Consider the following 15,801-nt stretch of genomic DNA (forward strand, 5'->3'; position numbering starts at 1 on the left):
GTCCCTGCTCCCGCTGCTATGCCCGCCCCGGAGGGGGCGGGCACCGAGCGGAAGGTTGAAGCTCTCAGGGTTCTCACCACCTGTATCTGAGGCCTGCGGTACCCTTGACGGCATAGTTGTCGCCGGAGCCGGAGGAGAGGGCGGCGGCATAGTCGGCCTCGCCATAGAGGCTCCACTCGTCGTTCCAGGCATAGCTGCCGCCCAGGCCGACCTCGCCCCACAGGCGCTTGTTCTGCTGGGTGAAGGAGGAGCCGGCCACCTCGACCGAGGTGCCGTCCAGGAACTGGTAGCTCAGATTGGCGACGGCGTAGAGCTGCAGGCGGTCGGTCCTGCCCTGCTGGTTCTTCCAGCTGGCCAGGTTCTCGACCCGCAGGCCGAGCCGGCCCTTCAGGCTGTCGCCGTCGCCGAGGGCGACGCGGGCGCCGTTGAGGTCGGTGAAGCTGTCGAAGTCGACATGGGCCCAGGCGAGCTGGGCCTGGGGCACCAGCGCCCAGCCCGAGCCGAGCTCGAAGCGCCTGCCCGCCTCCAGGCTCAGCACCGAGGACCAGCCCGAATTGCCGCCGCCCGCCTTGTTGGACAGGTCCGACTCATACCAGGTGAACTGGCCGACCGCATCGGCATAGAAGCCGTCCTGGCCGAGCCAGGTCAGGTTGCCGCCGAGCCCGTAGCCGGTCGAGGTGATCTTGCCGCTGCGCGCCGCCTTGGTCACCGGGTCGGGCGAGACGTCGATCTCGGCGCGCGAGGTGCCGATGGTGGCGAAGGCGCCGAGCGTCAGTTCGCCCGAGCCGTTCTCATGGGCCACGCCCTCATAGCCGGCCTGCAGGAAGCCGAGGGACTGGGTGTAGGCCGAGCCTGTCCTGGGATCGTAGGAGGCATACTGGCCGCCGATGCGCCCCCAGGCGCCCTGGCCGTAGAGCACCGGCTTGCCGTCGGCATAGGAGGCGTTCTGCTCGCCGGTCGGGGTGCAGCGGAAGTTGCGGGACGGGTCCTTGCACCAGATCGCCTCGGGCGGCGTGCCGTTCGGCCAGACGCGGTTGCCGGTCCTCTGCTGCAGCGTGCCCAGCGTCGCCTCGGCATAGTTCACCAGCGTGTCCGCATAGGGCAGCGCAGTCTGCGTCGAGGCGGACGCGCCGACCGAGCGCAGGTACCAGTCCTGGTCGCCCGGGTCGGTGACGCCGCCATAGAACAGGTTGTAGTCGTAGGCGCCGGCCGTCAGGGTCCGGGCGAGGCGGAAGGCGTCCGAGGTGGAGTTCCCGTCGACCTGCACCACCTTGATGCCGTCCTTGGTGGTCAGGGCGCCGGGGCCGCCGGCATTGGCGACCGACAGCGTGGTCGAGCCCGAGGCGTTGCCGTTGATCACCCAAAGGTCGGTGGGCGAGCCGTCGGTGCCGAGATAGGTGTCCATCGCCATCACGCCGCCATCGCCGACATAGTCGCCCGAGGTGCGCGTCACATCCCCGGTGCCACCGTCGCGCATGGTGAGGAGGCCGCCATTGGTGAAGGTCTCCAGGCCGTCGAAGGAGGTGGTCTCCGCCGTGCCCGCCGAGGCCGCCGCGATCACCGTGCCGCGATTGTCGACATGGTCCGTCCCGGCCCCGAAATCGTTCGCCCCGTTCGCCGTGTTCCACGTCCCCGTGTTGCTGAAGGAGTCGTCGAGAGCGCTCAGGATGACCGTGCCGGTGACGAGGCCGGAATTGGCGATATCCGTCGGTCCACCCGTCGTCTTGATCGCAAGATCATCCGAAGCGTTCGACACGTTACGGATGGTCCCGGCATTGGTGATCGAAATCGTCTGCGATGCTTTGCTGGAAAAAGCATAGATGCCGTCCATGCCCCCTTCGACAAGCCCACCGGACTGCACGGATACGTTCACCGGCCCTGCCTGCCCCATGCTGGAAATACCGATGCCGTGCCCGGTCATCCCGGCAACATCACCGCTAACATCGATGGACGTTGTGGAAGTTCCGTAGTTAACAGCGAGAATCCCATTTACATTAGCGTTTACTGAGCTGTCCTTGCCCGTCGTAATGAGGATTTCTTTGACACCTGAGCCCAAGTTTAGCGCCACGATTCCGTCGCCTCTTGCGCTATTTACCGTGCCATCGACATTGATGTTGGTCGCACCCGTGCCAAGATTGCTAGTGGAAATGGCTGCGTTATTGCCGGAAACCGTGCTATCGATGCCTGTTGCAACATTGACGTCCGCTGCGGTCGGGCCGGCAAAAACCCGAATGCCAATCCCATAGGCGCCGGTGGCGGAGACATCTCCGTCAGCCACGACGTCTGTTGCACCGAGACCGGCATTTGCTGCGAAGATCCCCTGAGAGACACCCGTGACAGCGGTGCCGGCGCTGGTGGTAACCTTGATGTCCCGCCCCAGCGTCCCGTTGCCGGCCATGATGCCGATGCCATCGGAGGCCGTGGCGCTCACATCGTCATTGACCGTAACCGCGATGCTTCCCTCCGCAAGGTTGTTAGCCGATATTCCGAACCGGCCGCCGGTGACGACGCTGCCGGCATTGGTCGTAATGGTCAGATCCGTGTCAGTGCCAGGAGTAAAAGAACTGACGGCAGCCCAGATGCCTGCGCTGGTCGTTCCCGTGCCCGTCACATCGCCATTGGTGGTGATAGTGGCGTCATCCGTGCCGTAGCTCTTGAGAAAGATCCCATATCGCCCGCCCGTCACACTGCTGTCGGCGCCCGTCGTGACAGTCAGGCCCTTTGCCGTGGGAGCGCCGATAGCGGAGATACCATTGCCGTTTGTGCCTTTGACGTAGCCGTTGGCGGTAATGCTCATCGAGCCAATACCGCCGTTCGATGCGCCGATGCCCGAACCGACGCCTGTAATGCTGGAGTCGGAACCCGTCGTAATGATGATGTCCGACGACGGCGCGCTATTTTGAACGATAACGGCGGTTCCGTTGGTCTGGGTGCTTGCCACGTCACCGTTGAGCGTCACCGTCGTAATACCTGCACCATAGTTCGCCGCTCGGATACCGTGAAGGTTTCCAGTGATGGTGCTGCCGACGGCGGTCGTGAGAGTCAGATTGGTCGCAGTTGCCAGATTCGTGGCCATCAGGGCGACGCCGCTGGTACCAACTGCCTTCACTTCTCCGGCAGCGGTTATGGTGAGCGCTCCAGTCCCGTTGTTGCGGGCATAAAAGCCGTTGTATTTGCCGACGATGGTCGAGGACGCGACAAGGTCTATGGTGCCGGATCCCCTTGAGTAAAGGGCGATTCCGCTTTGCGTGCTCGTATCGATGCCGAACCCGCTGTTCGTCGTCAGCGTGCCATTGCCGGTGATGGTCACTGTCTGGGTCAGATCGGTCGCGCTGTTGGCGGGACCGGAACATACGATCGTGGCCCCGCTCGATGGCGTGCAACTGCCAGCGTATGAACGTCGTCCATAGCCGGCGAAGAAGGCCAGGACGGCGGTCGTCAGCGCCAGCTTGCCTTTCAAGTCTGAATTGAGTGCCATTTTGAGATGTCCTTCCTCTCGTCTTTCTTGGGTCCGGACACTCCCATCGGCGGGATACCAGAGCCCTTATTTGTTCCTGCGGGGCCGACTCGTGCCGATCTTCTGAGTTCGCTGGCTTGCGACCCCGCTATCCGTTCAGCGGTTTTCAGTCCCCGGATTTGAGCTCCTCATGTGTGATGAGGGTCTGGATCTCGTTTGAGGCGAAGCCGAGCGACATCGGGCATGCGACGCCGGGCAGTGCGGCGACGTCGTAGATCTCTGCGACGGCGCCATCGATGCGGAACCAGTCGATGCAGGTGCCGGTGTCGAGGTCGATGACCTGGAGGCCGCACCATGGCTCGGAGTCGGCGTCCTTCAGCTTGCGGTCGAGCGGGAGGCCCTCGAAGCGCTCGTAGCGCGGCTTGGAGAGGCCGACGAGGGCGTAGCGCCCGGCGAAGGCCAGGCCGCGCAGGAAGCCGGGGCAGAAGGCGACGGGATGGAAGGTCCGGCTGTCGCGGTCGACCCAGCCAAGCTCGCCGGCGCCGGAGTTCAGGATCCACAGCCGCCCCTGGTGGAGGCGGGGCGAATGGGGCATGGACAGCCCCTCGCAGACGATATCGCCGGTGGCGACGTCGATGACGACCCCGCCGCCGGTGCGCCGGTCGCGCCAGCCGTCGATGGTGTTGGAGCGGCTCACGGCGGTGACATAGGCCGGCCGGCCCTCCTGCATCGCCATGCCGTTGAGATGGCAGCGGTCTTCATCGACGATGTGCGAGATGAAGGGGGGCTTCCATATCGGCGTGAAGCTCCTAGCGCGCGCGAGGCTCGCCAGGCAGTTGAAGCGGGTGTTGACGAAGACGACCTCGCCCTCGGCCGTCAGCCCGACATCATGGGCATCGAGGACGCCGGTGGTGAAGCTGATGCGCGGCACGTAGCAGGCATCGAAGGTGTGGTTGATGAACTGGCCTTCCTCGAGCACGTTCTCGAAGCGGTGTATCTGGAAGAGCGTGGCCAGGATGAGCGCGTTGCCTTCCACGGCGATGCCCATGGCCTTGTGGAACAGGCGCTCGTCCACCATCAGGCCGCCCGCGGGATTGCGGCCCAGCAGGTAGAACTTGCCCGACTGGTAGGAGGAGATGGCGACCGAGAGATTCAGCCGCGCCAGGGTCGCAACGAACCCGGGCGAGACCGAGTAGCTGACGCCTTCCACGGCGGCTGGCTCGGCCTGCCGCAGGGGACTCGCCGTGGTCTGGTCGCTGCCGGTGTCCTGCTCCAGGACGGCAGTGGAATCTGAAAGGGACATTTGCTCCGGCTTTCGATGTTTTCCAGGCTCGCTCTCGTTCTTGCCAGGACCAAGCGAGCCGTTGCCCGTCGCAGACGCTCAAGCTCTGCTGACAGGGGCTTCAGCTAATCCAGCCGCCCCGATCCTTCCGGAACTCACCAGATCCGGCTGCTGCAGACGTGTCGGATTTTTCGTCGGTGAAGTTCGTCCGATGGCCCTGCGTCAGGTAGCCACGACATCATGACGTAAGGGTCTGTGAAGAAGAGAACTCAATATGAGAATGTTAAGCCTGGCCCCTGGTTTCCTCTACTATAATGCTCGAAGCGCATGCCGGAGTATCCAAAGCCATGCGACTACAACTCAGGGTAGCTATCGTATTACGTACAAGTCAAACCACATTTTATATAAAATGATCCATTTTTATAATAATGTGACCATTAATTTTAGCAAATAATATAAATACAATGATCATATTGTAGATGTGCAACACTGTTAGAGTTTCGGAAATTTCAGTTTCTCAGGCGGTATGCTGAGAATGACTCTACGACATGATGGCTTGCTGGGAGCATCGGGCTGCTTGCGCCCGGGAGTCCGGCGATCCGGGCCGAGTCCTTCCTCCGATCCCCGCCTCGCTGACATTCATGGCTGCGTCGATGCCGCTGCCTGGGCTGCACAGGGCGGCCAATCGGTTGTGGTTTTAGGAGATCAGACGCGTTTATTTGCTTCCTGCGAGGACGCCGGATCGCAGAACCCGTCAGATCCGGTCTCGATACGCAGGTTGTGCGAAGGCCCACGATGAAGCCTGTGGAGGTCCGAATCTTCGGTGCGAGATCGTGGAGAAATGCCATCGTCCGGCGGACACGACGATGCGGACGTCAGAGGACGATCCGCAAGCCGCATGGGAAGAGCCTCGGCGTCTGCCGTCAATCCGCCGCCTCGGCACGTACTCGCCGGCTCCTCCGAAGGGCGCCGGGCGTGACGCCTCGAAATTGCTGCATCACCTTGGTTACGTGGCTCTGACTTGCGAAGCCGCAGTTCAGTGCGATCGTGGCGACCGGCAGGTCGGTATCGAGCAGCAGACGCTCGGCGGCCTCAATACGCAACTTCAGAAGAAACTGATGCGGGGGAATGCCTACGCTTATTTGAAACGCTCGCCGAAAATGGCTCTGCGACATGTTCACGACGGAGGCCATGTCGTGCAGTTCGATCCGGCTTGCCAGATTGAGGCGCATGAAGCGCTCCACTTTCTGGCGGATGGGAGCCGACAAACCCACGTAGCGAGCCTGCTTCTGAGATGTGGCGGCGACTGGATTCCGGCTTGTGGCGAGCAGCCAATACAAGTTGGCGAGACTTCTCAGGTAGAATTCGCTCATCGGATCGGATGATGGGCCCGTGAGCCGCAACAACCCTTCCATCAAGCCAACGAGCTCATCCTGCGACCCTGAAAAGAAAGGCCTGGATTCGGTGCGGCCGCGGATGCCTTTGCGCATCATCAGGCTCTGGACAGCTCTTCTGGAGCCCGCGAAGATGCTGGCAATCTTCCTTCGAGTGTCATCGTCCAGGGATTTGCCATACTCAGAGACAAAGTGAGGCGTAGCCGTGGCTACTTTTTCTTCACTACGAGTGCTAAGAGAGGCTTTATCGTTTGTGCGTTTCAAGAGTTAAGCTGCCCTTGTCGATGAACGCTTGCAGGTTAACTCTCACTAAAATCTCATAAGTACTTCGATATGACACAAACTATATTTCTGTTATATTTCTATTCGTATCTATTTGCATGAAATATCGAGATTTTCAACGATTAACGTTAGGGTATATACGCATGTTGGCGAGCTATCTCCCATGCAATGATCAATTTGTTATGCGAAACGATCATTTCCGATGTCGGTGCAACAATGCGAGCGCGCAGATGCCTTCCTGCGGCGGATGAGGAGGCGATCGCGAATCGTGACCGATATGAAGCGCGTTGGGGCGGCCCCGGAACATCTCAAGCCGCCGATAGCCGGATCTCGAAACGATGGGGAATCTGCTCTTTCCGGGGACATCGAGGGCCGGGGCCCGCTCGATCGGAACTCCCTGTCTGTCCCGGCAGGAATCGCTTGAAGCCTCGCGCTCTTGCCCTATGACTGGCATCGCCATGGAAGGGGACATCATGTCGGACCGCGTCGATCTCATCATCCATAATGCCCGCATACTGACCATGGATGAGGCTCATCCCAGGGCCGAGGCGCTTGCCGTGGCCGGCAACAGGCTGGTGGCGGTCGGCGGCAAAGCCGAGATCCTGTCGCTGGCGGGACCCGGCACCAGGCATGTCGATGCCGGCGGATGCTCGGTACTGCCCGGCTTCAACGAAGCGCATATGCATATCTTCGGTGGTTCCGTCAGCCTCACGCAGCTCTCGCTGTTCGGCGTCAAGGGCTTCGAGGCGTTGAAATCGGCAGTCGGCGCCTATGCGGCGCAGAACCCGGATCTGAGCCTGCTGGTGGGCCTCTCCGCGGACTATACCATCCTGTCCGAGACCGAGAAGGTTACCCGCCATCATCTCGACGCCATCCTGCCGGACCGGCCTTTCGTGATGTATTCGCCCGACCGCCACACCGCCTGGGCCAATACGGCGGCGCTGAGGGCGGCCGGAATCCTGCAGGGGCGCGACGTCGGGGTCGGCAACGAGATCGTCATGGGCGAGGATGGGCTGGCGACGGGCGAACTCAAGGAGGCCAATGCCATCGATCCCGTGGCCGAGATGGGCATCACGGCCGGCCGCGACCATCTCGGCATCGGCACCGGCGGCGACCCCGACCATGTCACTGCCGAGGAGCGCGCATCCGACCTCGCCCTCATCCGCAGGGGGCTCGCTTATTGCGCCGAACTCGGCATCACCAGCGTGCAGGCGATGGACGGCAATCTCTACCAGCTCGAGATCCTCGAGGAGATCGAGCGCGAGCACGGCCTGCCGGTGCGCGTGCGCATGCCCTTCCATATGAAGAATTTCATGCCGCTCTCCATGATCGAGGAGAAGGCCGTGGCCTGGCGCGAGCGCTTTGCCGGCGATCGCCTGCGCAGCGATTTCGTCAAGGTCTTCGCCGACGGGGTGACCGAATCCGGCACCGCCGTCATGGTCGACGATTACGCCGACCAGCCCGGCTGGAAGGGCGAGCCCCTGTTCACGCAGGAGCATTTCGCGCGCGTGGCGGTGGAGGCCGACAGGCACGGCCTGCAGGTTGCCGTGCATGCGATCGGCGACGGTGCGGTGCGGCTGGTGCTCGACGGCTACGAAGCGGCCCGTGGAACCAACGGCCCGCGCGACAGCCGCCACCGAATCGAACATATCGAGGTGGTCAATCCCGACGATATCGGACGCTTCGTCGAGCTCGGCACCGTCGCTTCCATGCAGCCGACCCATCCGCCCGGCTCGGCCGGCCTGCCGCGGGAGCCCTATCTCACCCGAATCGGGCCGGCTCGCTGGCCCTATGCCTTCGCCTGGCGCACTCTGAAGGATGCGGGCGCCCGCATCGTCTTCGCCACCGACTGGCCCGTCTCCCCGCTCTCTCCCCTGAGCTGCATCCACGATGCGATGACGCGAAAGCCCTGGCGGGCCGACATGCCCGACCAGCGGCTCACCCTGCAGGAGACCCTTGCCGCCTATACGAGCGAAGGCGCCTGGGTGGAGTTCATGGAAGACCGCAAGGGCGTGCTGAAGGCCGGCTACCTTGCGGACATCGTCGTTCTCTCCGGCGACGTCGAGGCGACGCCGCATGAGGAGATCGCCGCGCTGCGTCCGCTGGTGACGATCTGCGACGGGGTGGTCACGCATCGGGAGTAGTGGAGACGCCGGGGAATAAGCGCGCCAGACACGGAGGGGCGATCACCGATCGCTTCTACTCTCCGGCAAGGGGCATCGCTTCCGGGATGTCGATCGGTGCCCGACACTCCCTTTCTGCGGCTTTTCCCACGGAGCCCGCCATAGGCAGGATGCCCGCGCGACCGGATTCCCCTACTTCGCCTTCAGGCTGTTGCGCAGCGCGTCCATCAGGTTGATCACGTTGCCCTGCGTCGTCTCGGGCGGTGCGGGCTTGGCACGTTTGCGGCCTTTCTTCTTCTCCGCGATGATCTCCTTCAGCCGGTCCTCGACCGGATCCCGGATCAGCGACGGCGACCAGTCGAGGCTGCGGGTTTCGATGAGTTTGTCGATGAGTTTCCTTGCGTCGGGGTCGGGCTTCTCCGCGGGAATATCGGCGAAATAGTCGTCCTCCCGCCGGACCTCGTCGCCATAGCGGAGGGTCCAGACCACGATGCCCTTGCCGCGCGACACCAGCATCACGGCCCGCTCGCGGCGATAGAGCACCAGTCGTGCAATGCCGGCGACCTTCGATGCGCGCATGGCTTCGCGGATGACGGTGAAGGCTTCCTTGCCCACTTCGTCGTCGGGAACGAGGTAGTGAGGCGTGTCGTACCAAATCCAGTCGATGGAATCCTGCGGCACGAAGGTCTCGATGTCGATCGTACGGGTGGAGTCGAGCGCCACCGCCTCGATCTCCTCGTCCTCCAGCAAGACATAATCGTCCTCGCCGCGCGGATAGCCCTTCACCTCATCCTCTTCGGCGACGGGTTTGCCGGTGACGGCATCGACATAACGGCTCTGCACGCGGTTGCCGGTCTTGCGGTTGAGGGTATGGAAACGCAGCTTCTCGGATTGCGACGTCGCCGGCGACATCGCCACCGCACAAGTCACCAGTGAAAGCTTGAGATAGCCCTTCCAGAAAGTTCGCACGGCCATCGGCGTTCTCCGAGCTATTTTCCGCAGACCGTTCCCAGCTTCCTGGTGGCGTCCGCGAGCGGCTTCTCGCTTTCGGCATAGTCGGCCCAGGCCTTGGATCTGGCGATCAGGGCCGGCACCGTGCGAAGCGTGAAGGCCTTGGGATCGAGGTCGCTGCGCACTTCGTTCCACGTCAGCGGCATCGATATGGTGGCTCCGGGACGGGCACGGGGCGACAAAGGCGCCACCGCAGTCGCTGTATGGTCATTACGCAGATAGTCGAGGAAGATGTGGCCGCCGCGAACGTCCTTGGCCATCTTGATGACATAGCGTTCCGGGCTGTCCGCGGCCAGTTCGGCGCAGACCTGCCGGGCAAAGGCCTTGGCCTCGTCCCAGCCGAGCGCGTCGCGGGCAGGTTTCGCCAGCGGCGTCACCACATGCAGGCCCTTTCCACCCGTCGTCTTGCAGAAGCTCACCAGTCCCAGTGCCTCCAGCCTCTCGCGGAGGTCGCGGGCGGCATCGACCACGGCTGGGAAGGGTACGTCGGGGCCGGGATCGAGATCGAAGACCAATCGCCCGGGAACGTCCGGTTCGCCCGGGCGGCAGTTCCAGGGATGCAGTTCCAGGGCGCCGATCTGGGCAAGCGCGATCAGCCCCTCGGGACGGTCAACCTGAAGATAAGGCTTCTTGTCGCCCTCCACTTTGACCAGTTCGAGCAGGTTCGAGGTGCCCGGCATCGCGTGGCGCTGGAAGAACGTCTCGCCGCCGATACCGTCAGGCGCCCGCACGATCGAGCAGGGGCGGCCCTGGAGATGGGGCATCATCCAGCCGCCGACCGCCTCGAAATAATGGGCGAGCTCCTCCTTGGTGACCGGCTTGCCGTCCCCGGCGTCCGGCCAGAGCGCCTTGTCGGGGTGCGAGATGGCCACGCCGGCGACCACCGGCTTGCCCTTGCTTCCTGCTGACTTCGACGTCACTGCAGCATCCGCCTCGGCTAGATCCGCTTCTCTGGGTGGCACAGGCTTTTCGGCCTCTACTTCCGCCGCGGGCTTGTCCTCCCGCAGTCCCTTGAAGGCCGCCTGGCGTACCATGCCATCGCCCGTCCACCCCGCGAATACGATTTCAGCAACCAGCTCCGGTTTTGTCCAGTGCACGCCCGGAGCATGACGCGGAGCTCCCACGCCGGTGAAGGGCGACTTCTTCGCCTCCAGGGGCTTCAGCTTCGGCATCAGCCGGGCGACGGCCTCGCGGCCGTAGCCGGTACCGACACGGCCGATATAGACGAAGTGCTGTCCGCTGTGGATGCCGACCAGGAGCGAACGGAACTTGCCCTCGGTGGTCGACCAGCCGCCGATCACCACTTCGTGGCCCGCGCGGCATTTCGCCTTGGTCCAATCCCCGCTGCGTCCCGAGCGATAGGGCGCATCCAGGCGCTTGGAGACGATGCCCTCGAGGGAGAGGCGGCAGGCCGAGTTCAGGATAGCGTCGCCGCCCGTCCCGAAGTGCTCCACGAAGCGGATGACGGAGCCTGCCTCACTGCCGGCAAGGAGCGATCGAAGGCGGTCCTTGCGTTCTTCCAGCGGCAGTTCCCTCAGGTCCTCGCCGCCCTCGAAAAGAAGGTCGAAGACGAAGAAGACGAGATCCTCGCTATGCCCTTCGGACAAGGCCGCCTGGAGAGCCGCGAAGCTGGGGGCACCCTCCGCGTCGAGCGCCACGACCTCCCCATCGAGGAGGCAATCCGGCAACACGTCGGCAGCTTCGGCGATGGCGATGAAGCGCTTCGTCCAGTCAAGCCCCTTCCGGGTTCGCAGCCGGGCATCGTCACCGGCCTTGCGAAGCTGCATGCGATAGCCGTCGAACTTGATCTCATGGACCCACCCTTCGCCCGAGGGGGGACGTTCCACCACCTGGCAGAGCTGCGGCGGCACGAAACCGGGAATCGTCTGGATGGGCGTGGCCGCCGTCCGGCGCCTGCCTGCCGCCTTCCTCTGCTTGGCCGCCATGCCGTTTCGGGAATCCCAGACGGCATCAGGTATGGTTCCCTTGCCCCGCATCATGAACGGCGTGGGCGCCTTGCCCTTGCCAGCGGCGATAGCCGCCATAGTACGGCCCGATGCGACGGAGCGGTCCTCGCCAAGGATGGCATCGCCCCGCTTGGGGACCGCGTCGTCGTCATGATGCTTGATCAGCAGCCAGTTGGTGCGCTTGCCCCCTGTCCGATCGTGCTTCATCCGCACCAGAACCCAGCTGCCGTGCAGCTTCTCGCCATCCAGCCGGAACTTGAGATCGCCCTCGGCCAATGCTTCCTCGGGTGATTTTGAGCCCTCCGGCGTCCAGGAGCCACGATCCCAGAGCAGCACCGTGCCGCCGCCATATTGGCCCTTGGGGATTGTTCCTTCGAAGTCGCCATAGTCGAGCGGGTGATCCTCGACCTCCACCGCCAGCCGCTTGTCGGCCGGATCCAGTGAAGGCCCTTTTGTCACCGCCCAGGATTTGAAGACGCCGTCCAGTTCCAGGCGCAGATCATAATGGAGCCGTGTCGCATCATGCTTCTGGATGACGAAACGGCGCTGGTTGGAGGCTGCCACGGCAGCTTCGCCGGATGGCTCGCGGGTCTTGGAGAAATCGCGTTTCTCCCGATATCTGCGCAGGGTTTCAGTCGCCATAGGCCTGTTGCCTCCCGGAAAGGGAGAACTTTTACGGCAGACGGTAGTTCCCGGCCAGTGCCGGCACCCGCGCCGGCGAGCGTCGTCTATTTCTTCCGCTTCTTCTCCGAGGGGGTGGAGTCGCCGGCCTTCGAAGTCGTGTCGGCCGCTTTCGTGGAGCTGTCGATGTCGTCCGCGTCTTCCTCAAGGGTATCTGCCGCAAGACGATGCTTGATGGCCAGGGCATAGATGACGTTGAGGATATTCCTGTCCGTCAAGGCAGGGTCGCTGAGGGCAAGGAAACCCGCACGGACAATACGCTTGCTGTTGGCCTTGGGAACTTTCTTGACGATGAAAGTATAGAGGGCGTCGTCAGTCAGCCCGGAGGTGGCGCCTTCAATCAAATGTTCGTAAATCTTCTTCTTCGTATCGCCCACGAGTCTGTCCTTCATATGCGCTCTGGCAAGAATCGGGCAGACCATGCGTCATGGCTTTGTCACAAACAACACCTCTATCCGACGTATGATACCGGTTGATTGTCATAAAAGTGTCATAAAACGTCCGGCGCAGGGGATGCGCCGGACGTTTTGCTTGCCGTTACTGATCAGGCCGGCTGCTCGATGAACTGTGGCACCTGAGCCGAAGCGATCGGGTTGGCGTTGGCCACCAGTCGGTCGAAGCGATGATTGGCGATCTTGGCGATCTCGATCAGCCCGGACGCACGCTCCACGCCCGGCGAGTTGGCCATGCGCGACCAGCCATTGGCCAGCACCCGCTCATAACGCTCCACCTCACGGGCGCACACGATGAGCGGGAAGCCGAAATGCTTGCGGTAGGCGACCGCCAGCTCGTGAACCTTGCCGAGATCTTCGCTGTCGAGACCGTCGATGCCGGCGCTCGCGTGGTCGGCGAGGTAGGCGTTGGGCGCGCCGCTCTCGCTGCCGAGATCGTCGAAGGAGTTGAGGAGCTGGAGCTGCTCCTCGGCGGAGCCGGTGAGCAGGGCATCGTGGAAGGCCGAGCGCAGGGCGGTGGTGTCGGCGAAGGGCCGCAGCGCATAGGCCCGCTCCAGCACCCAGGGCGTGTTCTCGACCAGGCCGCCAAAGGTCTTCGCGAATTCAGCCGGCGACATCTCGTTCACGTCCGCGAGTGTGACCAGGGTTCCTCCGGGTCTCCCGGCCACCGCGGGGCTATGTGCCGTTCCGACATGGTTGAAGAGGATGTTGAGGAGGATGGCGGCGAGGGCACCCAGGGTGATGCCCGAGCCGAAGATGATCTGGACCCAGTCCGGGAAGGCATTGGCGACATAGGGCTGGGCCGTCACCAGCATGCCCAGGCCCACGCTGGTGGAGACGATGACGATGTTGGCATGGTTGTTGAAGTCGACCTTGCTCAGCGTCTGGATGCCGACCACGGCCACCGCCGCGAACATGGCGAGCGCCGCCCCGCCCAGGACCGGCAGCGGAATGCCGGCGACGATGGCCGCCGCCTTGGGCAGCGAGCCCAGGACGATCATGATGATGCCGGCGGCCACGATCACCCAGCGGCTCTTGACCTGGGTGAGGCGCACCAGCCCGACATTCTCGGCAAAGCAGGTATAGGGGAAGGAGTTCAGCACGCCGCCGATGAAGGTGGCGATGCCGTCGGCCCGGATGGCCCGGCCGATATCCTCGGGCCGGATGCGCTTCTTGACGATCTCGCCGGTGGCGTAGACGTCGCCGGTGGTCTCCACCATGGTGATGACCATCACCACGATCATCGACAGGATGGCGGTGAAGGAGAAGGTCGGCCAGCCGAAGTAGAAGGGGGAGGTGTAGCCCACCCAGTTTGCGGTGGCGACCTCGCCGAAATGGGCATCGCCCAGCAGCCAGGCGACCACGGTGCCGGCGACCAGGCCGATCAGCACCGCCACCGTCTGCATGAAGCCGGTGAAGACGCGCTGGATCATGACGATCAGCCCGAGCGTGCCGAAGGCATAGGCCAGGTTCTTGAGCATCACCGGGTTCTGGATCGCCATCGGGCTCTGGCCCAGCACGATGTCGTTGGCGGCGACCGGCAGCAGCGCCACGCCGATGATCAGGATCACCGAGCCGGTGACCACGGGCGGGAAGAAGCGCGTCAGCCTGGCGAAGTAGGAGGCGGCGAGGAAGGTGAAGACGCCGGCCACGATGACCGAGCCGTAGATGGCGAGCAGGCCCGGGGTGCCGCCGGCGCCGCCGGTGGCGGCGAGGCCGATGGCGATCATCGGCGAGACCGCGGTGAAGGTGACGCCCTGCAGCAGCGGCAGGCGCACGCCGACATTGCCGAAGCCCACAGCCTGGATGATCGAGGCGATGCCGCAGGTGAACAGGTCGGCGTTGATCAGGTGGATCAGTTGCTCCGGCGAGAGCTTTAGCGCACCCGCCACGATGATCGGCACCAGAACCGCACCGGCATAGAACGCCAGCACGTGCTGGAACCCGTAGGTTGCGAGTTTGGCGACCGGCAGGATTTCGTCGACGGGATGGACCTTGGCTGGTCGCCCCGTCGCCGCACTGGCGGCCTTGTTGGTATCTGCAAGCGTAGTCATCTAACGTCCCCCTTGTCGGTGGATCTCGCATCGCCCGGTTTCTTCTTGGGGCTGATGGATCGGTTTGATGGGCTGTAGATCTTGGAAGCCGCGGGATTCACGTGTCGCGATGCCTCCGCAAGGACGCCGCGGAAGAGGTCTGGCATGTGTCTCCGAACGCTTCGGTTGGGTTTCCTCCGTCGTCTTGAATGGCTGTGTGCGTCACCCCGCTCTGGCTGTGGCGGGGTCGGCGAGATGCGGCTGGTCCTGCCGTTGCAGCCGTGCGGCGTGCTGGGCGAAGCAACGGATCAACTCGGCGGCAGTGAGGCTCGCAATGATCTCCGGACGCTTGTCGTCGACATCGGAGCCGCCGATCGGGGAGGTGAGTTCGGTCAGCATGGCCGTGGTGCCGGCATTGCGCAGGAACTGCGCTTCGAAGCGCTTTCGCTTCGTGCGTGAGCCGATCATGCCGACATAGGCGGCATCGCGCCGCTCGAGAGCAGCTTCCGTGAGGCGGTAGTCGAGCGCGTGGCTGTGGGTGAGGATCACATAGGCGGCCCCGGCCGGGGCATCGGCGATCGCGTCGGCGGGGTCTTCCAGGTGGCGAACGCGGCAATTGTCCGGCAACCCCGTCAGCAGCTCCGCCCGGTCGTCCACCAGGGTGACTGCGTAGGGCAGCATGGCGAGCATGGCGGCGAGCGCCCGGCCGGTATGGCCGAGGCCGAACACCAGGATCGGCGGCCGCGCTTCCATGAGCGCCGCTTCACGATCGCCGAGCCAGGCGGCGATACGCGTCGTCACCGGCTCGAAGCGCAGGGTGACATGGCCGCCGCAGCATTGCCCCATCATCGGGCCGAGCGGCAGGTCCATGCTCTGGGCCACGATCCCGCTCCTGGTCTCCCGCCCTTCGACCAGCATGGAGCGCGCCACGTCGATGGCATGGAACTCGAGATGGCCCCCGCCGATGGTGCCGGCCATCTCGGCCTCCGTCACCAGCATCAGGGCATCGCTGCCGCGCGGGGTCGAGCCCAGCGTCGACGTGATCTGGACCAGGACGGCATGGCGGCCATCCGCCTCGGTCCGGGAGAGAAGGGCGCCGATCTCGAGGTCGACCATGGC

General features: G+C 63.7%; 9 protein-coding genes. 1 reads left to right on the forward strand and 8 read right to left on the reverse strand.

Annotation, left to right across the window (positions count from 1 at the left end; all coding sequences use genetic code 11):
- Positions 1-73: 73 nt before the first annotated feature.
- From AC6H34_RS10840 to AC6H34_RS10850, 3 genes are all read right to left on the reverse strand, one after another.
- Complete coding sequence (locus tag AC6H34_RS10840; RefSeq protein ID WP_497538822.1) at positions 74-3,478, reverse strand: autotransporter outer membrane beta-barrel domain-containing protein; 3,405 nt, start codon at positions 3,476-3,478, stop codon at positions 74-76.
- A gap of 145 nt (positions 3,479-3,623) precedes the next feature.
- The gene (locus AC6H34_RS10845; protein WP_497538823.1) at positions 3,624-4,760 is read right to left on the reverse strand and encodes a TIGR03032 family protein; all 1,137 of its coding nucleotides are present in this window, start codon (positions 4,758-4,760) and stop codon (positions 3,624-3,626) included.
- A gap of 902 nt (positions 4,761-5,662) precedes the next feature.
- Entirely contained in the window at positions 5,663-6,397 is a 735-nt protein-coding gene (locus AC6H34_RS10850; RefSeq protein WP_497538824.1) for a helix-turn-helix domain-containing protein, read from the reverse strand.
- A 491-nt stretch (positions 6,398-6,888) separates the two neighbouring features.
- On the opposite strand from AC6H34_RS10850, the gene AC6H34_RS10855 reads away from it, so the two are divergent.
- Positions 6,889-8,559 carry an amidohydrolase gene (locus tag AC6H34_RS10855; protein ID WP_497538825.1) on the forward strand — a complete coding sequence of 557 codons (1,671 nt, stop codon included), beginning with the start codon at positions 6,889-6,891 and terminating at the stop codon, positions 8,557-8,559.
- Positions 8,560-8,730: 171 nt separating this feature from the next.
- On the opposite strand, the gene ku is transcribed toward AC6H34_RS10855, so the two are convergent.
- The 5 genes from ku to xdhC all read right to left on the reverse strand — a co-directional run bounded on the left by ku (position 8,731) and on the right by xdhC (position 15,798).
- Positions 8,731-9,513 (reverse strand): non-homologous end joining protein Ku, encoded by a 783-nt coding sequence (ku, locus tag AC6H34_RS10860; protein WP_497538826.1) that lies wholly within the window; start codon positions 9,511-9,513, stop codon positions 8,731-8,733.
- Positions 9,514-9,527: 14 nt separating this feature from the next.
- Positions 9,528-12,158: a DNA ligase D gene (ligD, locus tag AC6H34_RS10865; RefSeq protein WP_497538827.1), complete on the reverse strand. Its 2,631-nt coding sequence runs from the start codon at positions 12,156-12,158 to the stop codon at positions 9,528-9,530.
- An 86-nt stretch (positions 12,159-12,244) separates the two neighbouring features.
- Positions 12,245-12,574, reverse strand: a complete 330-nt coding sequence (locus AC6H34_RS10870; RefSeq protein ID WP_497538828.1) for a hypothetical protein — start codon at positions 12,572-12,574, stop codon at positions 12,245-12,247.
- A 167-nt stretch (positions 12,575-12,741) separates the two neighbouring features.
- Positions 12,742-14,703, reverse strand: coding sequence for a solute carrier family 23 protein (locus tag AC6H34_RS10875; RefSeq protein ID WP_448149977.1), 1,962 nt, complete (start codon positions 14,701-14,703; stop codon positions 12,742-12,744).
- A 201-nt stretch (positions 14,704-14,904) separates the two neighbouring features.
- On the reverse strand, positions 14,905-15,798 hold the full coding sequence (gene xdhC / locus AC6H34_RS10880) for a xanthine dehydrogenase accessory protein XdhC (protein WP_497538829.1): 894 nt from the start codon (positions 15,796-15,798) through the stop codon (positions 14,905-14,907).
- Positions 15,799-15,801 lie beyond the last annotated feature (3 nt).

The sequence above is a fragment of the Labrys sp. ALF-8 genome (genome assembly GCF_059699065.1).